This window comes from Streptomyces tateyamensis, assembly GCF_003205575.1.
GTDB classification, from domain to species: Bacteria; Actinomycetota; Actinomycetes; order Streptomycetales; family Streptomycetaceae; genus Kitasatospora; species Kitasatospora tateyamensis.
Window position 1 is genome coordinate 388 of sequence record NZ_PYBW01000108.1, and the last position, 23,884, is coordinate 24,271.

The 23,884-nt window shown below is 73.5% G+C and carries 21 protein-coding genes; 11 read left to right on the top strand and 10 right to left on the bottom strand.

Going from position 1 to position 23,884, the window contains the following annotated elements:
• Positions 1-998, bottom strand: a 998-nt coding sequence (locus C7C46_RS25800; protein ID WP_245984919.1) for a carbohydrate binding domain-containing protein, incomplete at its 3' end; no start/stop codon positions are given.
• Positions 999-1,399: 401 nt separating this feature from the next.
• Between C7C46_RS25800 and C7C46_RS25805 the strand changes: the two genes are divergently transcribed.
• From C7C46_RS25805 to C7C46_RS25830, 6 genes are all read left to right on the top strand, one after another.
• Complete coding sequence (locus tag C7C46_RS25805) at positions 1,400-2,194, top strand: isoprenyl transferase (protein WP_181442520.1); 795 nt, start codon at positions 1,400-1,402, stop codon at positions 2,192-2,194.
• Positions 2,195-2,378: 184 nt separating this feature from the next.
• Positions 2,379-3,713 (top strand): RNA 5'-3' helicase PhoH2, encoded by a 1,335-nt coding sequence (phoH2, locus tag C7C46_RS25810; RefSeq protein ID WP_110672318.1) that lies wholly within the window; start codon positions 2,379-2,381, stop codon positions 3,711-3,713.
• A gap of 415 nt (positions 3,714-4,128) precedes the next feature.
• Positions 4,129-4,827 (top strand): aggregation-promoting factor C-terminal-like domain-containing protein, encoded by a 699-nt coding sequence (locus C7C46_RS25815; protein ID WP_110672319.1) that lies wholly within the window; start codon positions 4,129-4,131, stop codon positions 4,825-4,827.
• A 149-nt stretch (positions 4,828-4,976) separates the two neighbouring features.
• Entirely contained in the window at positions 4,977-6,407 is a 1,431-nt protein-coding gene (locus tag C7C46_RS25820; RefSeq protein ID WP_220040689.1) for an AI-2E family transporter, read from the top strand.
• A gap of 9 nt (positions 6,408-6,416) precedes the next feature.
• The gene (locus C7C46_RS25825; protein ID WP_110672320.1) at positions 6,417-7,745 is read left to right on the top strand and encodes an AAA family ATPase; all 1,329 of its coding nucleotides are present in this window, start codon (positions 6,417-6,419) and stop codon (positions 7,743-7,745) included.
• Between the two features lies 1 nt (position 7,746).
• Positions 7,747-8,478: an HNH endonuclease family protein gene (locus tag C7C46_RS25830; protein WP_110672321.1), complete on the top strand. Its 732-nt coding sequence runs from the start codon at positions 7,747-7,749 to the stop codon at positions 8,476-8,478.
• Between the two features lie 7 nt (positions 8,479-8,485).
• Here the strand turns inward: C7C46_RS25830 and ahpD are convergent, their stop codons facing one another.
• Both ahpD and C7C46_RS25840 read right to left on the bottom strand, forming a co-directional pair.
• Positions 8,486-9,022: an alkylhydroperoxidase, AhpD family gene (gene ahpD, locus C7C46_RS25835; RefSeq protein ID WP_110672322.1), complete on the bottom strand. Its 537-nt coding sequence runs from the start codon at positions 9,020-9,022 to the stop codon at positions 8,486-8,488.
• A gap of 3 nt (positions 9,023-9,025) precedes the next feature.
• Positions 9,026-9,577 carry a peroxiredoxin gene (locus C7C46_RS25840; protein WP_110672323.1) on the bottom strand — a complete coding sequence of 184 codons (552 nt, stop codon included), beginning with the start codon at positions 9,575-9,577 and terminating at the stop codon, positions 9,026-9,028.
• A 137-nt stretch (positions 9,578-9,714) separates the two neighbouring features.
• Between C7C46_RS25840 and C7C46_RS25845 the strand changes: the two genes are divergently transcribed.
• Positions 9,715-10,680, top strand: a complete 966-nt coding sequence (locus tag C7C46_RS25845; RefSeq protein ID WP_425470123.1) for a hydrogen peroxide-inducible genes activator — start codon at positions 9,715-9,717, stop codon at positions 10,678-10,680.
• A gap of 12 nt (positions 10,681-10,692) precedes the next feature.
• Here C7C46_RS25845 and C7C46_RS25850 read toward each other — a convergent pair whose 3' ends face one another.
• The 5 genes from C7C46_RS25850 to C7C46_RS25870 are packed head-to-tail and all read right to left on the bottom strand — an operon-like array spanning position 10,693 to position 15,910.
• On the bottom strand, positions 10,693-11,880 hold the full coding sequence (locus C7C46_RS25850; protein WP_245984921.1) for an MFS transporter: 1,188 nt from the start codon (positions 11,878-11,880) through the stop codon (positions 10,693-10,695).
• Positions 11,877-12,380: a GNAT family N-acetyltransferase gene (locus tag C7C46_RS25855; RefSeq protein ID WP_110672325.1), complete on the bottom strand. Its 504-nt coding sequence runs from the start codon at positions 12,378-12,380 to the stop codon at positions 11,877-11,879. Before C7C46_RS25855 ends, C7C46_RS25850 begins: the two co-directional genes overlap by 4 nt.
• A complete protein-coding gene (locus C7C46_RS25860) occupies positions 12,377-13,567 on the bottom strand; it encodes a type III PLP-dependent enzyme (protein ID WP_110672326.1) in 1,191 nt (396 codons plus the stop codon). The genes C7C46_RS25855 and C7C46_RS25860 overlap by 4 nt, the downstream gene beginning before the upstream one ends.
• Positions 13,557-14,867, bottom strand: coding sequence for a DUF6271 family protein (locus C7C46_RS25865; RefSeq protein WP_110672327.1), 1,311 nt, complete (start codon positions 14,865-14,867; stop codon positions 13,557-13,559). The genes C7C46_RS25860 and C7C46_RS25865 overlap by 11 nt, the downstream gene beginning before the upstream one ends.
• Positions 14,849-15,910: a phytanoyl-CoA dioxygenase family protein gene (locus C7C46_RS25870; protein ID WP_110672328.1), complete on the bottom strand. Its 1,062-nt coding sequence runs from the start codon at positions 15,908-15,910 to the stop codon at positions 14,849-14,851. Before C7C46_RS25870 ends, C7C46_RS25865 begins: the two co-directional genes overlap by 19 nt.
• Positions 15,911-16,403: 493 nt before the next feature.
• Here C7C46_RS25870 and C7C46_RS25875 point away from each other — a divergent pair, with 493 nt between their 5' ends.
• Genes C7C46_RS25875 through C7C46_RS25890 form a run of 4 tightly spaced genes read left to right on the top strand, consistent with a single transcriptional unit; the run spans position 16,404 to position 20,681 of the window.
• Positions 16,404-17,660, top strand: coding sequence for a phosphodiester glycosidase family protein (locus tag C7C46_RS25875; protein WP_110672329.1), 1,257 nt, complete (start codon positions 16,404-16,406; stop codon positions 17,658-17,660).
• A complete protein-coding gene (locus C7C46_RS25880; RefSeq protein ID WP_110672330.1) occupies positions 17,657-18,589 on the top strand; it encodes a decaprenyl-phosphate phosphoribosyltransferase in 933 nt (310 codons plus the stop codon). The genes C7C46_RS25875 and C7C46_RS25880 overlap by 4 nt, the downstream gene beginning before the upstream one ends.
• Positions 18,586-19,911 carry an FAD-binding oxidoreductase gene (locus C7C46_RS25885; RefSeq protein WP_110672331.1) on the top strand — a complete coding sequence of 442 codons (1,326 nt, stop codon included), beginning with the start codon at positions 18,586-18,588 and terminating at the stop codon, positions 19,909-19,911. The genes C7C46_RS25880 and C7C46_RS25885 overlap by 4 nt, the downstream gene beginning before the upstream one ends.
• Positions 19,902-20,681, top strand: coding sequence for an SDR family NAD(P)-dependent oxidoreductase (locus tag C7C46_RS25890; RefSeq protein ID WP_220040690.1), 780 nt, complete (start codon positions 19,902-19,904; stop codon positions 20,679-20,681). Before C7C46_RS25885 ends, C7C46_RS25890 begins: the two co-directional genes overlap by 10 nt.
• A 7-nt stretch (positions 20,682-20,688) precedes the next feature.
• Here C7C46_RS25890 and C7C46_RS25895 read toward each other — a convergent pair whose 3' ends face one another.
• Together C7C46_RS25895 and C7C46_RS25900 are read right to left on the bottom strand one after the other, a co-directional pair.
• Positions 20,689-22,626, bottom strand: a complete 1,938-nt coding sequence (locus tag C7C46_RS25895) for an ATP-binding SpoIIE family protein phosphatase (RefSeq protein WP_245984923.1) — start codon at positions 22,624-22,626, stop codon at positions 20,689-20,691.
• An 11-nt stretch (positions 22,627-22,637) separates the two neighbouring features.
• Positions 22,638-23,393 carry a class I SAM-dependent methyltransferase gene (locus tag C7C46_RS25900; protein WP_425470121.1) on the bottom strand — a complete coding sequence of 252 codons (756 nt, stop codon included), beginning with the start codon at positions 23,391-23,393 and terminating at the stop codon, positions 22,638-22,640.
• Between the last annotated feature and the right edge of the window lie 491 nt (positions 23,394-23,884).

The following is a 23,884-nucleotide window of genomic DNA, read 5'->3' on the forward strand; positions in this document are numbered from 1 at the left end:
GCGCTGTTGGCGAAGTTGGCGGCCGAGGCCGAGTCGCCGACGCTGATCGCGCCGTTCTGGCCGCCGACCGAGATGACGACCTTCTTGCCGGCCGCGTGCTTGGCGGCGATGTCGGCCTTGAACTGGGCGTCGGTGTAACCGCCGAGGTTCTTGGCCAGGGTCGGGTCCAGGGTGAAGCTGACCGCGCCCGGCGTGCTGGTCGCGTCGGCGAAGGAGACCGCGATGATGTCGTAGTTCGCCTGGACATCGGCGAGCTTCTGGTCGGTCGCGCCGTTGTCGAAGTTCTGCCAGTAGCCGGTGAGCGCGTGCTTGGGCAGGCCGGTCGACGGCGGGGTGCTGGTCGGGGTCGGGGTGGGCGTCGGCGTGGGGGTGGGCGTCGGGGTCGGGGTGGGCGTCGGAGTCGGCGTGGGAGTCGGCTTCGGGGTGGGCGTCGGCGTCGGCGTCGGGGTGGGCGTCGGCGTCGAGGACCCGCCCGGACCGGTCAGCGTCACGTCGTCCGCGACGTACGCGCCCTGCCCGTACCAGCCGTGCAGGTAGACGGTGACGCTGGTGGTGCTCGCGCCGGTGGTGAAGGTGGTCGACAGCTGGTTCCAGCCGGTCTGGCTCGACCAGGTGGACGGGTCGGTGCCGCCGGTGCCGGTGGCGCCCAGGTAGACGTACGGGCCCTGCACCCAGGCTGCCAGCGTGTAGCTGGAGTTGGGCTGGACCGCGATGGTCTGGGTGCACTGCGCGGTGTCCGAGGAGCTCGGGCTCCCCTGCAGTGCGCCGGTGCCGCTGTGCACCGGCGAGGAGACGGCGGCGGCCGCGCCGGCACAGCTCCAGCCGCTCAGGCCGCTCTCGAAGCCGCCGTTGGTGGTCAGGTTGCCGACGGCGGCGCCGGCACCGCCGGCGAAGACCGCCAGGCCGGCGCCGGCCAGGACGAGGGAGGTGGTGGCGGCGGCCAGCGCGGGCAGGGCGCGGCGGGACCGGCGGTGGGTGGGGACGACCGTACGGGACATGACGAACTCTCCTGAACCGGAGGAGAGGAGCCGCCGCGGTGGGGGTCGCGGCGGCCCCGTGTGGGGGAGGGAAGAACCGCAGAAAACGTCGTGGGTCGCAGGGCCGCCGGGAACCCGGCGGTTGCTGTCGAACAAGCTGGACTAGACCATTGGCATACGTCAAGGAGCTGTTCGTCCCCTTACAGATTCTTTAAGGTTGTGGAGACCTGTCCGTGTCCGGGCCGGTGGGGGCGCCTCCCGGCCGAAGGCTGGGGAGGTTCGGAGGCCGACCTGGCCGACTTCTGGCGAAACCTTTGCCGCCTGCGGCTTTCCCCGCAGCGAGGCTGCCGGAGTACGCTGCTCCCGGACCTCTGGCGGGCAGGGCCGGGGCCAGGGGGTCAGAGCTCGGAGGGGCTGAACTTATGGGTCTGCGCGATCTCGTCGAGCGCACGCCGGGGCTGCGGTCGGTACTCGGCGGCATGTACCGGCTCTACGGCCAGCGGGTCGAGGTGCACCTCGCCCGGACCCCGCACCACGTCGGCGTGATCATGGACGGCAACCGCCGCTGGGCCAAGGCGGCCGGCGGCACCACCGCCTTCGGCCACCAGCGCGGTGCCGACAAGATCGCCGAGTTCCTCGGCTGGTGCGACGAGACCAACATCGAGGTCGTCACCCTCTGGATGCTCTCCACCGACAACCTCTCCCGCCCGGCCGACGAGCTGGTGCCGCTGCTGGGCATCATCGAGGACGCGGTGACCGGTCTGGCCGCACGCCGCCGCTACAAGATCAACCCGATCGGCACCCTGGACCTGCTGCCGGACCGGACCGCCGGGATCCTCAAGGAGGCGGCCACCGCCACCGAGCACCTGGAGGGCATCACCGTCAACGTGGCGGTGGGCTACGGCGGCCGGCACGAGATCGCAGACGCGGTCCGCTCGCTGCTCCAGGAGCACGCCGACCGCGGCACCTCGATCGAGGAGCTGGTCGAGATCCTGGACGTCGAGCACATCGCCGAGCGGCTGTACACGAAGGGCCAGCCCGATCCGGACCTGGTCATCCGCACCTCCGGCGAGCAGCGGCTGTCCGGCTTCCTGCTCTGGCAGAGCGCGCACAGCGAGTTCTACTTCTGCGAGGCCTACTGGCCGGCCTTCCGCAAGGTCGACTTCCTGCGGGCGCTGCGCGCGTACGAACAGCGCCACCGCCGCTACGGGGGCTGACCTCGGGACACGGGGCGCGGCCGGGTTACCGAGAATTCACCTCCTTTGATCGACGACTTCGATTTCCAGGGCATGCCGGACGCATCGTCAGGGCATAGAACAGGCAGACCGGCACCCTGCCCAACAGGGGGTGTGGGGGCCGGCAAGCCGCGGGTGACGCAGGGTCACCCGCCCTGGAGGCCTAGTGGTCAGTACCAAGAGCCGCCGGACACCAGATCGGCGCACGTACGTCCTTGACACCAGCGTGCTCCTGGCCGATCCGCTCGCCATGAACCGCTTCGAGGAGCACGAGGTGGTGCTCCCGGTGGTCGTGGTCACGGAGCTGGAGGCCAAGCGGCACCATCCCGAACTGGGCTACTTCGCCCGCCAGGCCCTGCGTCTGCTCGACGACTACCGGGTCCGGTACGGCCGACTCGACGAGCCCATCCCGGTCGGTGAGATCGGTGGCTCGATCAGGGTCGAGCTGAACCACTCGGACCCCTCCGTGCTGCCGGCCGGCTACCGGGTCGGCGGCGGCGAGGCGGACACCAGGATCCTCGCGGTCGCCCGCAACCTGCAGGCCGAGGGGTACGACGTCACCGTCGTCTCCAAGGATCTGCCGATGCGGATCAAGGCCAGCGCGGTGGGCCTGCTCGCCGAGGAGTACCGGGCCGAGCTGGCGAGTACCTCGGGCTGGACGGGGATGGCCGAACTGCCGCTGCCCGCCGAACAGGTGGACGAGCTGTTCGGCGCCCCGCACGACACCGCGGTGGCGGTGGACGGGGCCGAGGAGCTGCCGGTGCACACCGGACTGGTGCTCAGCTCGGAGCGCGGGCGCGCGCTGGGCCGGGTCACCGTGGACGGGCGGGTCAAACTGGTGCGGGGTGACCGCGAGGCGTTCGGGCTGCGCGGGCGCAGCGCCGAGCAGCGGGTCGCGCTGGACGTCCTGCTCGACCCGGAGGTGGGCATCGTCTCGCTGGGCGGGCGGGCCGGCACCGGCAAGTCGGCGCTGGCGCTGTGCGCGGGCCTGGAGGCGGTGCTGGAGCGCCGTCAGCACCGCAAGGTGATGGTGTTCCGGCCGCTGTACGCGGTCGGCGGCCAGGAGCTCGGCTACCTGCCGGGCAACGAGTCGGAGAAGATGAGCCCCTGGGCGCAGGCGGTCTTCGACACGCTGGGCGCGGTCACCACGCCGGCGGTGATCGAGGAGGTGCTCTCCCGCGGGATGCTGGAGGTGCTGCCGCTCACCCACATCCGGGGCCGCTCGCTGCACGACGCCTTCGTGATCGTGGACGAGGCGCAGTCGCTGGAGCGCAACGTGCTGCTCACCGTGCTGTCCCGGATCGGCCAGGGCTCGCGGGTGGTGCTCACCCACGACGTGGCGCAGCGGGACAACCTGCGGGTGGGCCGGTACGACGGTGTGGTGGCGGTGGTGGAGAAGCTGAAGGGGCATCCGCTGTTCGCGCACATCACCCTCACGCGCTCCGAGCGCTCCCCGATCGCCGCACTGGTGACCGAAATGCTGGAGGACATCCAGCCCTGACTCCCGGTCCGCTGATCCGGAAGTAGGAAGAGACGGTCGACGAACGATCCGCCCGGCAGTTGGGTTCACCCCACCTCCGGGCGGATCGTCCGCATGCGGTACGCCGGCTTGTCCATCGAACAGCGGGAACTGGCCGAGGTGGGCGGGTGTGAGCTTCGCCACGCAACCGGGAATTGCGCTTCCGCGTCAGGTTGCGGCATGGTGTGGGTTCTGTCAGGCCCTGCGTACGGCCCGTTTGTTGGGCGTCAACTCAATAAAGCCGGACCGTACGCCGCCCGATCTCTTCGCCCGCACCGGTTCGCCGGGGCGGACGCCGGGCCCGAGTCTCCCGTGACCAGCAGCAAGGTGGAGGCCAGCGACCAGGGGCATGTTGCGCCTCCACGGTCACGCGGGGGCGACGCTGGAAGGAAACCATGTGACTCGGATCTCGGTCCGGGGAGTTGCCGTGGCCTCCGCCACCGCCGTCACCGCTGTCGGTGCCGTCGTGGGTGTGGCTTCGGGCAGCGAGGCCAAGCCGTCCCAGCCGGTCGACGTCGCAGGCGCTTCCCTGCTCGCTGACATCCCGTCAGCTTCGCAGGCACAGGTCGTCAGCGACAGCATCGACCACCAGGCCGTCGCGCAGAAGCAGGCCGCCGACGAGGCCGCCCGCAAGGCTGCCGCCGACGCCGCCCGTGCGAAGGCCGCTGCCGACGCGCAGGCCAAGGCGGATGCGGACAAGGCTGCCGCCGACGCCGCCGCCAAGGCCAAGGCCGCCGCGGACGCACAGGCCGCCAACCGGGCCGCGGCCCGTTCCCAGCTCTCCAGCGCGCCGCCCGTCTCGGTCAGCCCGGGTTCGGTGCAGGCGCTGGCGCAGTCGATCATCGGGAACGACACGCAGTTCCAGTGCTTCAGCAACATCGTCAGCCGCGAGAGCGGCTGGAGCTACACGGCCATGAACCCGTCCGGTGCCTACGGTCTGGTCCAGGCGCTGCCGGGGTCCAAGATGGCCTCGGCCGGCGCCGACTGGAAGACCAACCCGGCCACCCAGATCAGGTGGGGCCTGGGCTACATGAACGACCGTTACGGCAGCCCCTGCGGCGCCTGGTCGTTCTGGCAGGCGCACAGCTGGTACTAGGCCGACCGCACGGCTCGCTGCCCCGACCACAGGTGTGGTCGGGGCTCGCCGTGTTTTCACCCCCGGTGCTCCCTACGGGTGACGCGGGCCGGTAGCGTGCCCTGAGAGCCGCGGCGTGGTCGTGGCCGACCGGGAGGACGGACACGCCCATGGCACGGGGTGAGCAGCGCGAGCGCACCGGCGGCAGGGCCGGCGTCAGGACGGCGCTGGGAGCGGCCTGGCTGACCGGGTTGCTGGCCCGGCGCCGGGAGGCGGCCACGGCTGCGGCCGCGGTCGTCCCGACGGCCGTGCCGGAGCCGATCCCGGCCCCGCGCGAGGTGGTCCGGGTGGTGGTGCGCGAGCAGGCCCCCGCGATCGATCCGCCGCGCCCGCGACTGCGCAACCCGCACCCGGGCCGGCCCGACACCCCGGCCGAGGCGGTCCCCTGGGGCCTGCGGGTGGCCGCCGAGTCGGCCTGGCGGCTGCTGCTGCTCGGGGCCGCGCTCTACGTGATCTTCTACGTGGTCGACATGCTGCGCCTGGTCGCCTTCGCGATCCTGGCCGGGCTGCTGATCTCGGCGCTGCTGGAACCCACCGTCTCCTGGCTGCGCCGGCACGGGGTCCCCAGGGCACTGGCGGCGCTGGGCACCTTCCTGGCCGGGCTGAGCGGCATCGGCCTGGTCGGCTGGTTCGTCTTCTGGCAGGTCAGCACGAACATCTCGGACGTCTCCACGCAGGCCTCCGCCGGCATCCAGCAGCTGCACGACTGGCTGGTCCAGGGCCCGATGCACCTGACGCCGCAGCAGCTGACCCAGTTCACCAAGCAGGTCCAGAACGCGATCGGCTCCAACACCGACCAGCTCACCTCGCTCGGCTTCACCACGGTGAACATCGTGATCGAGGTGATCACCGGGGTGCTGCTGGCGGTCTTCACCACCTACTTCATGCTCTACGACGGCGCGAAGATCTGGACCTGGGTGCTGCGCGCGCTGCCCACCCAGTCCCGGTACGCGATCGCCGGGGCCGGCCCCAAGGCCTGGGCCACGCTGACGGCGTACGTGCGCGGCACCGTGGCGGTGGCCTTCATCGACGCGCTCTGCATCGGGATCGGGATCCAGCTGCTCGGGGTGCCGATGGCGATGCCGCTGGCGGTGATCATCTTCCTCGGCGCCTTCGTGCCGCTGGTCGGCGCGCTGGTCACCGGGACGCTCGCGGTGCTGGTCGCGGCGGTCACCAGCCACAGCGTGTACACCCCGGCGATGGTGCTGGTGGTGCTGGTCGCGGTGCAGCAGCTCGAGGGACACCTGCTGCAGCCGCTGATCCTGGGCCGGGCGGTGCGGGTGCACCCGCTGGGCGTGGTGCTCGGGGTGGCGGCCGGCTCGATCGTGGGCGGCATCGGCGGGGCGATCGTGGCGGTCCCGCTGATCGCGGTGATCAACACCGTGGTCGGCCACCTGCGCCGCCGCAGTGCCGCGGCCGAAGAGGTGTTCGAGGCGCTGGAGGCGGCCCAGGAGGCTGCCGAGCACGCCGCCGAGCGCGCCGCCGCGACCGCCGACACGGGCGCTGCCGACCCCTCCCCGCAAGCGGCCGTCAGCTCCTAAACTGCCGTCATGTATGTGACCAGGCTGGGCATCTCGGGGATCCGGGGGTTCACCCCGGTCCGCGAGGTGCGGCAGTTGGAACTGCCGCAGGCGGGCTGGACGGTGCTGGCCGGGCGCAACGGCTCCGGCAAGACCACGCTGCTGCGCGCCCTCGCGCTGGCCCTCGGCGGCCCCTCGGTGGCCCGCAGCCTGGTCAGCGACTTCTCCGGCTGGCTGACCGCGGGCGAGCGGACCGGCTGGGTGCAGGCCTTCGTCCGGCCCGACTGGTCGGTGGACCGGCTGGCCGGCAGCGGCAAGGCGCCCAAGTACGACGTCAAGCTCGGCCTGAAGTGGACCCTTCCGCAGCCCCCGGCCGCCGGGACGGCGCTGGTCGGCGGCCCGCGCCCGGAGCTGGAGGCGTTCGGCTCGACCAGCCCCGAGCGCGGCCCGTGGGCGGAGAATCCGCGCGGCTGGTTCTTCGCCGGCTACGGCCCGTTCCGCCGGCTGCTCGGCGCGGCCGGGGAGAGTCAGCGGCTGATGCTCTCGGCCGGCCCGGTCGGGCGGCTGGCCACCCTGTTCCACGAGGAGGCCTCGCTCGCCGAGGGGGTCACCTGGCTGGTCGACCAGCACGTGCGCCGGCTGGAGGGCCGTCCGGGCGCCCAGCAGACCCTGGAGGTGGTCACCGGCCTGCTCTCCGACGGCCTGCTGCCGGACGGCTTCTCGGTGGCCCGGGTGGACGCGGACGGCCTGTGGGTGCAGCGGGCCGCCGGCCCCGCCTTCCCGCTGCGCGAACTGAGCGACGGCTACCGCACGGTGGCCGCCCTGGTGCTCGACCTGGTGCGCCAGTTCCAGACCGCCTACGGCCGGCTCCCGCTGGACGAGGACGGGGCGCTCACCCTGCCCGGGGTGGTGCTGATCGACGAGATCGACGCCCACCTGCACGTCAGCTGGCAGCAGCGGATCGGCCCCTGGCTCAAGGCGCACTTCCCCCGGGTGCAGTTCATCGTCTCCACCCACAGCCCGTACATCTGCCAGGCGGCCGATCCCGGCGGCCTGATCCGGATAGCCGGCCCGGACGAGGACGTGCCGCCGCAGCCGGTCAGCGAGGAGCTGTACCGCCGGGTCGTCTACGGCAGCGGGGACGACGCGGTGCTCTCCGACCTGTTCGGCCTGGAGTCGCCCTACTCGGCCCGGGCCGAGGACGCCCGGCGCCGGGTCGGCGATTTGGAGGGCCGGGTGCTGGCCGGCGACGCGGACGAGGCCGAGCTGGCCGAGTACCAGGAGCTGACCGAGAAGCTGATGAGCTCGCTCACCGCCCGGGTGGACGAGGTGTCGGCCCGGCTCGGGCGGAGGTCCTAGGGTGATCCCGCTGCAGCGGGGCCCGCTGCCCGTCGACCTGGCCGACCGGATGGCGGCCCGCACCCAGCGGATCAGCACCGCCAAGGGCGCCGCCCGGGAGTCGTGGCGGGCCGCCCGGACGATCCGCCAGGACCTGGCGGTGCACCTGGTGGCGATGGCCGCCGGGATGTCCCGTTGCATGTACTGCGGGGACAGCGAGGGCACCAGCATCGACCACTTCGAGCCGATCGCGCGGGCCCCCAAGCGGGCCTTCGACTGGCTCAACCACCTGTGGGCCTGCTCGTTCTGCAACAGCAACCAGAAGCGCGACCTGTTCCCGGTGGACCGCCAGGGCGAGCCGCTGCTGATCGACCCGACCAGCGAGGAGCCGGCCGACCACCTGGACCTGGTGCTGGTCACCGGTGCCTACCGGGCCCGCACCCCCAAGGGCGTCGAGACGATCCGGATCTTCGGCCTGGACCGCCCGGTGCTGGAGCGCGGCCGGGCGCACGCCTACGTGCGGTGCCGCTCGATGCTGCGCGACCTGGCCGTGCTGGCCGAACACGGGGAGCTGGGCGAGGTGCGCGAGGTGGCGCGGGCGCTGACCGTGCAGCCCTTCGCCGACGTGCTGCACGAGATGCTGCGGCTGCGCACCGCGCCCCGGGCCGCGCTGGTCTTCGGGGCGGAGGCGGTGGCGGGGCTGAACGTGCTGACGGGGCCCCACCCGGTGGAGTGGGGCCCCGTCAGGAACTGAGTCGCGGTCAGCCGGCCAGCGCCGCTTCGGCGTCCAGCACCGAGGCGACGGCCTGCAGCACGGCGGCGATCCGGATCGCGACCTGCACGGTCTCCCGGTCCACCCCGCCCTTGCGCAGCACCTGCTCGTGCGAGTCCAGGCACTGGCCGCAGCCGTTGATCGCGGAGACCGCGAAGCACCAGAACTCGAAGTCGAGCTTGTCCACGCCCGGGGTGCCGATGATGTTCATCCGCAGCCCGGTCCGCAGCTTCGCGTACTCCTCGTGGTCCGAGAGCAGGTGCGTGGTGCGGTAGTACACGTTGTTCATCGCCATGATCGCGGCGGCGGCCTTGGCGGCGGTGTACGCCTGCTCGCCGAGCAGCTCGCGGGCCTGCGGCTCCAGCTCGGCCAGCACGGGCTTGGAGCCGGTGGCCATCGCGCAGGAGAGCACGGTGCCCCACAGCTGCTGCTGCGGCAGGTCGGAGTTGCCGATCACCGCGGACAGGTTGAGCTTGAGGTCCTTGGCGTACTCGGGCAGCCGCGACTTGAGTTCGTCGAGCGCCACGGGTCAGCCCGCCAGCAGGGTGGCGGCGTCCAGGGTGGCCTCGCCCTTGGTCCAGTTGCACGGGCACAGCTCGTCGGTCTGCAGGGCGTCCAGCACCCGCAGGACCTCCTTGGGGTTACGGCCGACCGAGCCGGCGGTCACCATGACGAACTGGATCTCGTTGTTCGGGTCCACGATGAAGACCGCGCGCTGGGCGGTGCCGTCCGCGCCCTCGACGCCGCAGGCCTGCATCAGCTCGTGCTTGATGTCGGCCAGCATCGGGAAGGGCAGGTCGCGCAGGTCGGCGTGGTCCTTGCGCCAGGCGTGGTGCACGAACTCCGAGTCGCCGGAGACGCCCAGGATCTGCGCGTCGCGGTCGGCGAACTCCTCGTTCAGCTTGCCGAAGGCGGCGATCTCGGTCGGGCAGACGAAGGTGAAGTCCATCGGCCAGAAGAAGACCACCTTCCACTTGCCCTCGTAGGACTTGTGGTCGATGTCCGCGAACGCCTTGGCGGGGTCCAGGTCGACGCAGGCCTTCAGCTCGAACTGGGGGAACTTGTCACCGATCGTGAGCACGTTCGCTTCTCCTGGGTGTGGAAAATGAGGGGAGTCCGCCGGGTTTGCCTGTGATTCGGCGGATTCCGGCGCGCTCCCACCCTGGCATGTCGGAGACTGATCACGGAAATAGCTAGACTCGATCCGTCTGATCGGAGATAGCTATCAGTACCAACGGCAAGACCCGCACCCCCACCGTCGCCCAGCTGCGCGCCTTCCTGGCGGTCGCCGACCACCTGCACTTCCGGGAGGCGGCGGCTGCGATCGGCAGCAGCCAGCCGGGGCTGTCCGGGGCGGTGGCCGGGCTGGAGGAGGCGCTCGGCGCCCGGTTGGTGGAGCGTACAACGCGGCGGGTGATCATCACTCCGCTGGGGGAACGGGTGGCCGCGCACGCCCGGCGGGTGCTGGGCGCGCTGCACGAGCTGACCGAGGAGGTGGAGGCCGCCCGGCGGCCGTTCACCGGACCACTGCACCTGGGCGTGATCCCGACGGTCGCGCCGTACCTGCTGCCCACCGTGCTGAAGCTGGTCCGGGACCGCTACCCGGACCTGACGCTGCACGTGCACGAGGAGCGGACCGGCTCGCTGCTGGACGGCCTGGCGGCCGGGCGGCTGGACCTGCTGCTGCTCGCGCTGCCGGCCTGGGGGTCCCCCCGGCCGAAGGCTGGGGGCGGCGCCTCGCCGACCCGGGAGATCCCGCTCTTCGACGAGGACTTCGTGCTGGTCACCCCGCCCGAGCACGAGCTGGCCGGGCGCGCGGACGTCTCCCGCGAGGTGCTGCTGGAGCTGGACGTGCTGCTGCTGGAGGAGGGGCACTGCCTGCGCGACCAGGCACTGGACCTGTGCCGCGAGACGGGCCCGGAGAGCACCAGGGCGGCGGGGCTGTCCACCCTGGTGCAGCTGGTGGCGGGCGGGCTCGGGGTCACCCTGCTGCCGGCCACCGCGCTGGAGGTCGAGGCGGGCCGGGCGGACCGGCTGGCGGTGGTGCGCTTCGCCGCCCCGGCCCCGGGCCGCCGGATCGGCCTGGCCACCCGCTCCAGTGCCACCCGCGCCGCCGAGTACGACCAGTTCGCGGCCGTCCTGCGGGAGGCGCTGGCCCCCTTGCCGGTCCGGCTGGTCGGCTGAGCCCGCCCGGACTCAGGCCGGCGCGGTGGCCTGGAAGCGGATCCGCAGGGCGCACAGCGAGACCACGCCCGCGCAGGCGGCGATGGCGGCCATGCCCCAGGCGAGGCCGCTGAGGCCGGCCACCAGGCCGATCAGGGCGGGGCCGGCCAGCAGGCCGGTGGTGCCCATGCCGGCCACCAGCGAGAGGGCCTCGGGGCCCTGGCCCGCCGCCGCCACGTAGACGCACGGGGTGACCGCGGCCATCCCCAGGCCCATGCAGGCGAAACCGAGCAGGGCCGGCACCACGCCGCCGGCCAGCAGGCCGAGCGCCAGACCGGCGCCCGCCAGCGCGCTGCCCAGCCGGACGATCCGCCCGTCCCCGTAGCGGGCCCGCCAACCGTCCGCGAAGACCCGGGCCAGCACCATCATCAGCGAGACCACCGCGATCCCCAGCGGCATCAGGCCGGCCGCCGCGTGCGCCACGTCCCGCAGGTAGAGCGCCGACCAGTCGTTCATCGCGCCCTCGGCGATGGTCCCGAAGGCCATCGCCAGGCCCATCCAGAGCATCGCCCCGGTGGGCAGCGCGAACCGGCGCCGCTGCCTGTCCGCGGCCGGCTCCGCCACGGGCTGCTGACCCTGCGCCAGCAGCCCCGGGCGGGCCGCCGCCAGCAGCACCAGCAGCAGCGCCGCGGCCACCGCGAAGTGCACCAGCAGCGAGCCGGTGCACAGGTTCACGCCCGAGGCCAGCAGGGCTCCGCCGAGCGAGCCGCCGCTGAAGGTGGCGTGCAGCCGGGCCATCGTGGTGCGCCCGTACCGGGCCTCCAGCTCCGCACCCTGGGCGTTCATCGCCACGTTCAGGCAGGCCGCGCCCACCCCGTCCAGGGCGCCCAGCACCATGCCCGCCGGGTAGGAGCGGACGGTGGCGAAGCCCACCAGCACCGCGGCCAGCAGCAGCGCCGCGCCCAGCGCCAGCCGGCGCGAGCCGAGCCGCCGCATCAGCACCGCCACCAACGGGAAGGCGGCCGCCGCGCCGATCCCGCAGACCATCAGGAACAGGCCCAGCTGCGCCGTGTTCAGGTCCATCCGGCCCTTGAGCGCGGGCAGCCTGGAGGCCCAGGTGGCGTACTGGAAGCCGAGGAAGCAGAAGAGCCCGGCGATCGCCAGCTGCGCGCGGCGGTAGGGGCCTCCCCGGCCGAGGGCCGGGGAATCGTCCTTGATCACGCGCCCACCCCGTAGGTCAGGTAGCCCGCACCCTCGCCGTAGGAGGCCGGCACGGCCACCTCGGGCTGCTCGACGAACCCCATCCGGGTCCAGCGCCGGCGCGAGCGGCGCAGCGAGACCATGGACAGCTGCTCGAAGCCCAGCGCGGCCGCGGCCGCGCTGATCACCGCGAGCAACTGCTCGGGCAGGCCGCGCACCTGGTACCGGCGGTCGATCACGATGTCGTGCAGGTGCAGGTTGGCCCGCTCGTCGTGGGCGGCGGCCTCGCCCCGGGCCAGGTCGGGGAACCGGCCCGCCGGGTAGGGCAGGGTGAGCAGGTAGCCGACCACCCGCTCGCCGTCCACCACCACGAAGTTGGTGGCGGGCGAGGCGGCGGCCCGCGAGCGCAGCGCCTGCGGGTCCTCGGACAGGCCGAGCTCGGCGTAGGCCTGCGCCTCCAACTCGTGGATCCTGGGCCAGTCCTGCTCCTGCAGCAGCCGGATCAGCGGTTCACCGGTCATTCGTCGGGGTCCTCTTCGCTTGCCGGGACGCAGAGTTCGGGCAACGGTCCGAAGCCGTTGAAGCCCCGCGTCGTGTAACTGGTGGCGTAGGCACCGCTGGAGAGCACCCAGACCGGGTCGCCGGAGGCGGCTCGGGCGGGCACCTGGACCAGGGCGTGGCGGTGGGCGTAGGCGTCGTCGCTGTCGCAGGTGGGGCCGGCCACCACGGCGGGCACCGCGGGCCCGTCCGGCGGGTGGGTCGGGAAGACCAGCCGGTACTGCAACTCGTCCATCTCGTACAGGCCGTTGAACTTGCCGCAACTCAGGTAGAGCCAGTGCTGCTGCTCGCCGTCCAGCAGCCGACGGCTGGTCAGGCGGGCCACCTGGGCCCGGATCGCGCCGTGGTCGGCCACCAGGTAGCGGCCCGGTTCGATCAGGAAGTCCAGCTGTCCGCCGGCCAGTTCGCGCAGACGCTGGACGCCCTCGCGGAGCACCGCGAAGATCTTGTCCAGTGGCGGCTCCAGCGGCCGCCCGTACGTGTCCAGGCAGCCCAGGGCCGGCAGCCCGCCGCCCAGGTTGACGTGGTCCACCGCGATGCCGCGCCCGGCCAGCTCGACCAGCACCTCGGCCAGCGTGTCCAGCGCGGCCCGCCAGGCCTCGGCGGTCATCTGCTGCGAGCCGACGTGCACCGACAGGCCGGCCGGGACCAGCCCGGCCTGCTGCGCGGCGGCGAGCACCTCGACGGCGTCGGCGCCGGAGCAGCCGAACTTCTGGCTCAACCCCCACAGCGCCCCGGCCCCGGTGGTCGCCAGGCGGCAGAACACCCGGGCGCCGGGCGCGTGTTCGGCGATCGCCAGGACGTCGGCCAGGCAGTCGGTGGCGAAGTCGCGCACGCCCAGGGCGTGCGCCTGGCGGATCTGCGCGTCCGACTTGATGGTGTTGCCGTAGTGGACCAGCTCCGGGGCGACGCCGGTGCCGGCCGCCTGGGCGATCTCCGAGGGGCTGGCCGCGTCGAAGCCGCAGCCCTCGGCGGCCAGGGTGGCCAGCACCTGGTCCACCGGGCACGCCTTCATGGCGAACCGGACGGCCACTCCCGGCAGCTCGCGGACCAGGGTGCGGTAGCGGCCGGCGATCCCGGCCAGGTCGTAGACCAGGGTGTCCTCGGTGGCGGCGGCGAGCGCCGCACGCAGCCGCGGGCTAGGGAGCATCGGGCAGCCCGAGCTGCTGCGCGGCGGCCACCAGCGGGCCCCAGGCCTCGGTGAGCAGCGCGAAGTCCGCGGTGTCGGCCTGGGCCTCGTCCACCAGTCGGGGCGTCAGCGCGGCCAGCCGGTCGGCGAACTGCGCGTACCGGCCGCCGAGCCTGCGGTAGGCGGCGGCCAGCCGGTCCATCCGCTCCAGGCTGGGGGTGCGGTCCAGCGGCAGGCTCTCCCGGATCACCTCGGCCAGCAGCTCGGGGCGGACGTGGTGCCGGTCGTCCAGCAGGGCGCTGCCGAGCTCGGTCAGCCGGCCGTAGATGTGGTGCAGGTAGAGCATGGAGAGCACGAACTTGGCGTACCGCTCCTGGTAGACCAGGAAGCCCTCGTCGGTGCGGCGCTCGCCGGTGTAGTAGTTGACGATGTGCCGGTTGTGCACCACGCCGGGCAGGCCCGCGTCGTGGACCACGTGCAGCAGGAAGTAGTCGCTGCCGATGGTGTCCTTGGCCGGCGGCAGCGGTACCCGGTGGTAGAGCTCGTGGTCGAAGCTGATGTTGCACATGTCCAGGCGCCACATGTCCGGCAGGTCCAGCACGCTGTGGTCGGCCTCGAACGGCTCGGTGCCGGCGCCCCGGAAGGACTCGGCGACCAGCAGGTCGATGTCCTGCGGCCCCCACTCGGCGGGCGCCCACAGGCTCACCACCTCGTGGTAGACCTGCGGGTCGAGCTCCTCGATCTCGCCCAGGTCGACCGAGAGCTCGCCGATGAAGGTGGCGCCGACCAGCGAGACCGGGCGGTCGGCCAGCGCCGGGTCCAGGCTGGTCTCGGTGACCTCGGCGGCGGCCTCGGCGGCCGGGCGGCCCAGGCCGGCGAGCTCGTGGCGGATCGGGTAGACCGGCTCGCCGGCCGCCTCCTGGTAGCGGCTGTCCGAGTCCCGCCGGTGCACCGAGGAGCAGCCGAGCGCGGCGGCGATCAGGAACGCCCGGTTGGTGCAGGCACCGTAGGAGCAGCCCGCGGGCAGCATCAGCTCCAGCAGCTGCTCCGGCTTGGCCAGGGCGGCCCGCCCGATCGCGGCGGCGAGGAAGGCGCGCTGCGCGTCCTCGTCCAGGTGGTGCACCACCACCCGCTCGTCGGGGGGCAGTTCGGCCAGCGCGGCGGCGTGGCCGGCCCGCTCGGCGGGGTCGGCCGAGTCCAGCACCAGCAGGTGCACCTCGACCTCGAAGTGCGCGGCGGCCCAGGCGGCCTCGGCACCGATCGCGGCGATGGTCCCGGCGCACTCGCGGTTGGTCGGCAGGGTCAGGCAGATGCGGCGCACGACGTCTCCTCGGTGTTGCTGTCCGGGCTCGGCCGCCAGCTCTTGAGGCCGAGCAACTTGTCGCCCAGCTCGGTCAGTTCGGCGGTGTCGTAGCGCAGCGCCTCGGGCTTGTCGCGGTCGCCGACCAGGGTGGCGTTCCAGGTCGGGGTGGCGAGGGTGCGCCAGGACTCCACCCGCGAGCGGCGCAGCGCCTCGTGCTCCTCCAGGGCGGGCATCATCGACAGGTACTGGACCGCGCGCACGCCCCGGGCGGAGGTGTTCGGGGCCACCCCGTGGGCCAGCATGCCGTCCCAGATCAGCAGGTCGCCGGCGCCCAGCTGCGGGCGGACCACCGGGAACTCGGAGCGGTCGGCGGCCGGGCGGATCGGGTCGCGGTCCCGCGGCTGCTCGGCCTTCCACTGGTCGAAGCGGCGGAACAGCTCCGGCGAGCACTGGAAGCCGCCCAGTTCCGGCTCGGTGTCGTTGAGCGCGATGATGCCCTGCACCCGCTGCTGGAGCACCCGCCGGGTGGAGTCCACGTCCCAGTGCAGCTCGATGTCGAAGCCGGTCGCGGTGGGCTCGATCAGGGCGCGGTCGCGGTTGCCGGTGTTGGGCGGGTTGAGGTTGAGGCGGTCCAGGGTGACCCAGAGCTCCTCGCAGTCCCACACGTCCACGAAGGCGTCGTAGACCCGCTGGGCCTGGCGGCTGTCCCACAGCAGCTGGTGGTGGTACGCCTCGACGAAGCCGTAGATGTGCAGGTGGCGGTCGAGCTCGTCGCGGAACTCGACCTCCCTGTACCAGGTGTCCGGGCGGCCCGGGTCCAACCCCTTGAAGTCCCAGGTGAAGTCGAGCAGCCGGCCGGCCGCCTCGGGGGTGATGGCCTGTCTGACCACCACGTAGCCGTAGGTCTGCCAGAACTCGAAATCGGCCTCGGAGAGCACGCGCAGCGGCCGGGTCTTCTCCAGGTCGCGCAGCGGGGTGCGGACCAGGTAGGTGTCGGCGTCGGCGCTGAAATATGGCAGATCGGCCGCGGAGCGATACAGGTACGGCTCGGCTGACGGCATGCGAATGCTCTCCAGGGTCGGATTCTCGGAAGCCGAGACAGGGATGGCAGGCGAACGAGGCACGGACGGCGGATGGCGACGAGGGGTCAACTTGCCGCTCGGGCAAGGCATGAGGGCGTGACCTGCACCGCGTCGAACTCGTGTTCTCTACGGTGGACTAGACCAACTTCCGGTGTCAACCCTGATCGGTCGGCGAAAGGTCTGAACCTTTTGGGAGTCCCGGAGCGTCTTCCGGGTGGGCGCCGGGGGTGCCCGGGGAGACGGCGGAAGGGGGACGGAAAGGCCTGACGTGCCGTGGGCGGGCGAGTGATGGGCCCGTTGGAGTTCCGCTGTCCGGGTGAACTCGCGACAGCGGTTCGGGCTGCCAACTTCCGTCCCCAATAAGTCATTTGATATGCCATTGCGGCGGGGCTGCGGAGCATTTCCCGCCTCGCCGAATGCCCCTGCCCGGGATCAGCTGAATCCGGCTGTATTCCCAGGGAGAGGCAGAGACGTGGCAGCGCAGACCGACACCGAGACCGGGCCCGAAGAGCAGGCCCCCGATCAGCGGCCCGACCAGGCCGCGGCGCCGGTCGCGCCCGCCAGGAAGCCCCGGCTGCTGCGCCGGCTCTGGCGGCGCCGACCGGTGCGGGTGGTGCTCGCACTGGGCGCGGCCTTCGCGGTCTGGCTGAGCTACTCGCTCGGCTCGGCCCTGCTGGCCCCCGGCAACGACTCGGTCGCGGCCCGGGTCGCCGAGTGGGCCCGCGACCACCACCTGGGCCCGATGGTCACCGGCCTGGAGACCGCGCAGTACAAGATGAGCCCGCCCAAGGTCGGCGGCCGTCCCACCATCGCGCTCAACCAGCCCCCGGTGGCCGCCGGACCCAGCGGCGCCACCCGGACCGACGAGAGCAAGCACATCCAGATGCCCTCGATCGCCCCGATCACGCTCAGCCCGCTGGTCTCGCCGGCCGGCGACCCGCTGCCCGGCGAGGGTGCCTGGCGGGTGATCGGCACCGCCAAGGGCGTGCCCGCCGTGCAGAGCGCGATGCTGCGCCCGGACAACGAGCACACCTCCTACCTGGCCGGGGTGGTGTCGATGGACCAGCGGCTGGTCCGGTTCCAGCTGCACCCGGGCACCGACGACCCGGGCGACGACAACTGGGGCGTGCCGCCGAACATCCCGCCGCAGGACCGGACCGGCCTGCTGGCCAGCTTCAACGGCGGCTTCAAGGTCCGGGAGGCGAACGGCGGCTTCTTCCTCAACGGCGTCACCCACGGCAGCCTGACCGACGGTGCCGCCTCGCTGGTCTTCTACAAGGACGGGCACACCAGCGTCGGGTCCTGGAACAACGGCATCTCGATGACCCCGGACGTGGTCGGGGTGCGGCAGAACCTGCGCCCGATCGTCGACCACGGCCAGGTGCCGGATGACGTCGACCACGCGATCGAGAGCGGCTGGGGCCTGACCATCGGCGGCAAGTTCTTCGTCTGGCGCTCGGGCGCCGGCGTCACCGCGGACGGCCGGCTGGTCTACGCCTACGGCCCGGCGCTGTCGGTGCGCACCCTGGCCGAACTGCTGCACCAGGCCGGCTGCGTGGAGGCGATGCAGCTGGACATCAACCCGGCCTGGATGTCCTTCAACTACTACGAGCCGACCAGTGACCCGGCCAACCCCAACTCGGTCAAGCTGCTGCCCGACCAGGAGCGCCCGGCCGACCGGTACTTCGAGCCGACCAGCCGGGACTTCACGGCGGTGTACGCCCGATGACCGCCCAGCCCCCGGTGCTGCCGGCCCCCGAACTGGACCCGGTGCCGCCGGTCGCGATCGCCCGCCGCTGGCCCGCCGCGGTGCTGCGCAGCTCGCGGCCCCGGCAGTGGCCGAAGAATTTGCTGGTCTTCGCCGCCCCGGTGGCCGCCGCCGACCAGGGCCGGATCACCGGCATGGAGGACGCGCTGGTCGCCTTCCTGGTCTTCACCCTGGCCTCCTGCGCCGTCTACTTCGTCAACGACGTGATGGACGTCGAGCGGGACCGGCGCCACCCGGTCAAGCGGTACCGCCCGGTGGCAGCCGGGCACCTGACGGAGCGCCACGCACTGCTGCTCGCGGGCGGCTGCGTGCTGCTCGCCGAGGCCGGCTCGGCCGCGATCGGCAGCGGCTGGCTGGCCGCCTGCGTCACCGGCTACCTGGCGCTCTCGTTCCTGTACTCCTCCACCCTCAAGCACCTGCCGGTGCTGGAGCTGACCATGGTCGCCTCCGGCTTCGTGCTGCGCGCGCTCGGCGGCGCGGCGGCCGCCCGGGTCGACCCGTCCGGCTGGTTCGTGCTGGTCTGCAGCCTGGGCGCGCTGCTGGTCGCGGTGGCCAAGCGGCACACCGAGCTGGCCAGCCTGGGCGGCGCCGCGGTCGGCCACCGGCCCTGCCTGAGCCGCTACACCCCGAGCGGGCTGCGGGCCGCCCAGCGGGTGATCAGCGTGGCCATGGTCGGCGCCTACCTGAGCTGGGCGCTGCTCAACGGCTCCCCCTGGGGCGTGGTCTGCCACCTGCTCACCGCGGTGCCGATGCTCGCGGCCCTGCTGCGCTTCGACTGGCTCACCGGGCGGGCCACGCTGAGCCGGGTCGAGGACCTGATCACCCGTGACCGGCCGATGCTGCTGTGCGAGATGGTCTGGCTGCTGCTCTTCGTGGCGGGGACGGCATGAGGTCCAGCGTGCTGCTGCAGGGCTGGGGCCGGAGCACCGGCAGCCGCAGCGCGGTGCTCGGTCCGCTGACCGGTGCCGCGCTGCGCGAGCTGCTGGCCCATCCGCCGGACGGCGGCGTGCTGGCCCGCGGGGCGGGGTGCAGCTACGGGGATGCGGCGCAGAACGCCGGCGGCGTGGTACTGGCGCCCGCCACCGTGCCGGAGATCCGGGTGGACGCGCTCGGCGGCACCGTGCGGGCGGCCGGCTCGGCCCGGTTCACCGAGGTGCTGGCCCGCACCGTGCCGCGCGGGCTGCTGCTCCCGGTGCTGCCCGGTACCGGCCGCCTGACCGTGGGCGGCGCGGTCGCCGCCGACGTGCACGGCAAGAACCAGCGCACCGACGGGAGCCTGGCCAACTGGCTGGAGAGCGTGGAACTGCTCGACGGCACCGGACAGGTCCGTCTGCTGACCCCCGATCAGGAGGAGTTCCGGGCCACCGTGGGCGGGATGGGCCTGACCGGGGTGGTGCTGGCCGCCACCATCCGGCTGATCCCGATCACCAGCACCCGACTGCGGGTCACCTCCCGCCGGGTCGCCGACCTGGACGCGCTGCTGGCCGAGCTGGACGGCGCCCGCAGCCGGTACGCGGTCGCCTGGATCGACACCACCGCGGGCGGGCGGGCGCTCGGGCGCGGCATCGTCGACCTCGGCGACCACCTGGACGGACCGCAGCCGGACGGCGGCGAGCTGGCCTTCGCCCCGGCGCGGGCGGTGCGGGCGCCCCGGCTGCCGGTCGGCCCGTTCACCCCGCTGACCGCGCGGGCCTTCAACGAGCTCTGGTACCGCCGGGCGCCGCGCGAGCGGACCGGGACCCAGGGGCTGCCGGAGTTCTTCCACCGGCTGGACGCGGTCCGCGAGTGGAACCGGGCACTGGGGCCGCGCGGCTTCCTGCAGTACCAGTTCGCGGTGCCGGACCCGGCCGTCGGCCTGCTGGCCGAAGCCATCGCCGCGCTGGGCCGGGTGGACGCCGCCCCGTTCCTGGGCACGGTCAAGCGGTTCGGCCCGGCCGCCGACTGCCCGCTCTCCTTCCCGCTGCCCGGCTGGTCGCTCGCCGTCGACATGCCGACCGCCGGGCGCCGGCTGCACGACCTGCTGGACCTGCTGGACCGCCGGGTGGCCGAGGCCGGCGGGCGGGTCTACCTGGCCAAGGACGCGCGCCTGGGGCGCACCGCCTTCGACGCGATGTACGGTCCGCTGGACGGCTGGCGCGCCGCGCGGGCCCGGCTGGACCCGGGGGACACCATGCGATCGGATCTGGGACGGAGACTGGGACTGTGTCGGTGAACTCCACGGTGACGGAAGGTCAGGACGTGCGGCAGGAACGGCGGACCGGACGGATCCTGCTGCTCGGCGGGACCAGCGAGATCGGCCACGAGATCCTCAGGGCGCTGGACGCGCCGGCCGGCTGCGAGGTGATCCTGGCGGGGCGGGACGAGTCGCGGATGGCCGAGCTGGGCGCCGCGCTGCCGTACACGGTGCGGACCGTGCCGTACGACGCCACCGACCTGGACAGCCACCAGCGCCTGGTGGACGACCTGTTCGCCGCCGGGCCGGTCGACCTGGTGGTCTCGGCCGCCGGGGTGCTCACCCCGCAGGCCGAGCTGGACGCCGACCCGCGGGCCGCCGGGACGCTGATCGAGACCAACCTGACCGGGCACGTCACCACCCTGCTCGCCGCCGTGCCGCACCTGCGGGCCCAGGGGCGCGGGCTGATCGTGGTGCTCTCCTCGGTCGCCGCGGTGCGCCCGCGCAAGGCGAACTTCGTGTACGGGGCAGCCAAGGCCGGGCTGGACGCGTTCGCCCGCGGGCTGGCGGACTCGCTGCACGGCAGCGGGGTGCGGGTGCTGCTGGTGCGGCCCGGGTTCGTGATCGGGCGGATGACCGCGGGAATGCCCCCGGCGCCCGCGGCCACCACCGCCCCCGAGGTCGGCGCGGCGGTCGCCGCCGCGGTGGCCGCGGGGGCCGGCACGGTCTGGGTCCCGCGCACCCTGGGGCCGGTGTCCGCGCTCTTCCACCTGATCCCCCGTCCGCTCTGGCGCCGGCTGCGCCGCTGAGGCAGGGTCAGGGACGGCTGCGCGGGGGCAGCCGCTGCTCGAACCAGACCACCTTGCCGCCGCCCAGCCGGGTGGAGCCCCAGCCGTCGGCGCACTTGGCGACCAGCTCGAGGCCGCGGCCGCGCTCGTCGTCCGGGCGGGCCCTGCGGCGGCGGGGGAGCGAGGGGCTGTCGTCGCCCACCTCGCAGCGCAGCACCGAGGTGCGGACCAGGCGCAGGGTGACCGGCTTCTTGGCGTGCCGCACCGCGTTGGTGACCAGCTCACTGACCATCAGCTCGGTGTTCTCCGCCAGCGCCTCCAGCCCCCAGCGGCGCAGCGCGTGGCCGGCCAGCCGGCGGGCCCGGCCCGGGGTCTCGGAGCGCGGCTGCAGGTACCAGTACGCGACGTCCTCGGCCGGGATCCCGTCGAAGGCCGCGGCCAGCAGCGCGATGTCGTCCGCCCGGTCCTCCGGCGGCAGGATCCGCAGCGCCTCCTGGCACAGCTGCTCGGGGGAGTGCTGGTGCGCCGTGGAGAGCCGCTTGCGCAGCCGCTCCAGCCCGGTGCTGATCGGGCGCCGCGGGTGCTCCACCAGCCCGTCGGTGAACAGCAGCAGCGCCGAGCCGGGCGGTGCGTCCAGCTCCCGGGAGGCGAAGTCCACCCCGCCCACTCCGATCGGCGCCCCGGCCGGCAGGTCCTCCAGCAGCTCGGCCCGCCCGTCCGGGTGGATCAGTGCCGGCGGCATGTGGCCCGCGTTGGAGACCACGATCCGGTTGGCGATCGGGTCGTAGACCGCGAACACGCAGGTGGCCAGGTGCTCCTCGCGGCCCAGCCGCTGCGCCTGCTCGTCCAGGTGGTAGAGCACCTCGTGCGGCGGCAGGTCCAGGGCGGCCAGGGTCTGCGCGCTGGTGCGCAGCTGGCCCATCACCGCGGCCGAGGTGAGCGAGTGGCCCATCACGTCCCCGACCACCAGCGCCACCCGGTTGCCGGGCAGCGGGATCGCGTCGTACCAGTCGCCGCCCACCTGGGCGGCCCGCTCCCCGGGCAGGTAGCGGTACGCCAGGCGGACCCCGTGCGGCTGCGGCAGGTGGGTGGGCAGCATGCTGCGCTGCAGGCTGTCGGCGATCTCCGACTCGCGGGTGTAACGCTGCGCGGTGTCCACCGCGAGGCCGGCCAGGGTGGCCAGGTGGGCGGCGGTCTGGGTGTCGGCGGGGTCGAACCGGGCCGGCTCGCCGTCCCGGGGCCGCCGGACCAGCACCAGCAGCCCGACCGTGTCCCCCGCCTCGCCCGGCTCCGTACCCTCGCGCCGCGCCCGGCCCCGCCCCGCGGCCGCGGTCCGCCCGCGCACCCGCTCGGGGCGCCCCGGCAGCGGCAGCACCAGCAGCGCGCTGCCCCGGGCCAGGCCGGCCAGCGCCCTGGTCCCGTACAGCTCGGCCAGCAGCGGGCGCAGCCGCTCGCCCTCCGCGGTGCCCAGCGCGATCGGCCCCGGCGGGAGGCCGGTGCCGCGCAGCGCCGCGTCCAGCGCACCGCCGGCGCGGGCCATGACGGTGCGTCGGCCGGTGCCGAGCCTGGTCCCCTCGGCCCGGTGCAGGTGTAGTTCCACCGGCGGGTGCTGCTCGCGGACCCGGCCGGTGTCGGGCGCGGGCAGCTTCAGGTGCACCAGGGCCGCGTCGGCCAGCTCCGGGACCAGCACCTTGGCCAGGCTGCGCACCGTGACGCCGGGGTCCAGGCTGGCGTTGAGCAGCCGGGTGGCGCGGTTGAGGTAGCCGAGCCGGTCGGTGAGCGCCTGCCGGACCCGCAGCTCGACCGGGGTGACGGCGTTGACCGGGGCGGCCGGGCCGACCGCCGTGAGGGCGGCGCCGGTGTCCGGTGGCGGGTGGCGCTGGGTGGGGACGGCGGCGGGCCGGCCGGCCTGGGGAGGGGGGAGGTCGCGCACGGCTGCCCGTTCTTGCTGGTCGGGGTCGGACATCGAAGGATCGGTCAAGGGGTCCGGCGACAGTGCAGGAAGAGTTGCTCCTCCGGCGGCAGCGCGGTGCAGGCCGGTGCGTACGGGCGCCCGTTCAGCACCGACACGGTGAACCCGGCCTGCGCCAGCACCTCGGTGAGCTCCTCGCGCAGGAAGCCGCTGAGCCGGATCTGCTGGCCGAGGAAGCTCATCGGGTAGTCGTCCAGGTCCGCCTCGACCAGGCCCAGCGCGAGCAGCCCGCCCGGCCGCAGCAGGGTGCGGATCCGGCCCAGTGCCACCTTGATCTCCTGCTGGGGCAGCAGGATCAGCGAGAAGAACGCGGTGGCGGCGGCGAACGAACCGGCGCCGGCCGGGCCCAGCGCGGGCAGCCCCCAGGCGGTGGCGGCGCGCTCGGTGCCGAGGTCGTCCAGGTCGATCCGGTGGAACTGCGGCTGGTGCGCGGCGCCCGTCGGGACCCCCGGCCGGGCCAGCGCGAGCATCCCGTCCGAGAGGTCGACTGCCGTCACCCGCAGGCCGCCGGCCGCCAGTTGCCGCACGGTCGGGTCCCCGGTGCCGCAGCCGATGTCCAGCACCCGGGCGCCGGGCTCGAGTTCGTCCAGCAGCAGCCGACCGGCGGCCAGCTGACCGGACTTGGCCGGAAACGCCGCGCTGTACCGGTTCCCGATCGCGTCGAAGGCCAGCGCCTGCAGCGCCCGCTCGGCACTGCGGCAGCTCGGCTCGGGCCCGGCGGCGCCACCGCGGGCAGGCTCCGATATCTGTCCCGTCGTCACGATTGAGAAGTACCTTTCCCGCGCCGCACCGCCTGTCGAGCCCACTCCGTCCGCAGGGTCCGGGGCGCGGCCCTCCCGCACGCGCCACCCGGCCTCTGAGAATATGCGCGATCACGGTGCTGTGGAGTCCGTTTCCGGCCAACTCCGCGCAGCTGCCGTCAACAAGGCTGGTCAGTGGTGCCCCGGTGGGAGCACAGCGGGGCGGGCGCGGACCGCGCGCGCCCGTTTCGCACCCCTCGCCCGGGCCTCGGCGGGGGCCGCCGAACGGACCTCGCGCGGACCGGAAGGGACACGTCCGGAGGCGTTCATTCCCCCCGGGTCGGCGTTTATCGAACGTCAATCGCGGGCTGTCACAGTCTTCTCAGCGCCGGGGAAGCGCGAAGAGGTGCTCCCGCAGCCGGGGGGCTGCGGGGTCACCTCTGTACCGGGGGGTTCATGCGCTTCCCACGTAGGGGGAACACCGGGGTGATCGGGGGAGCGGAGACCGGGGG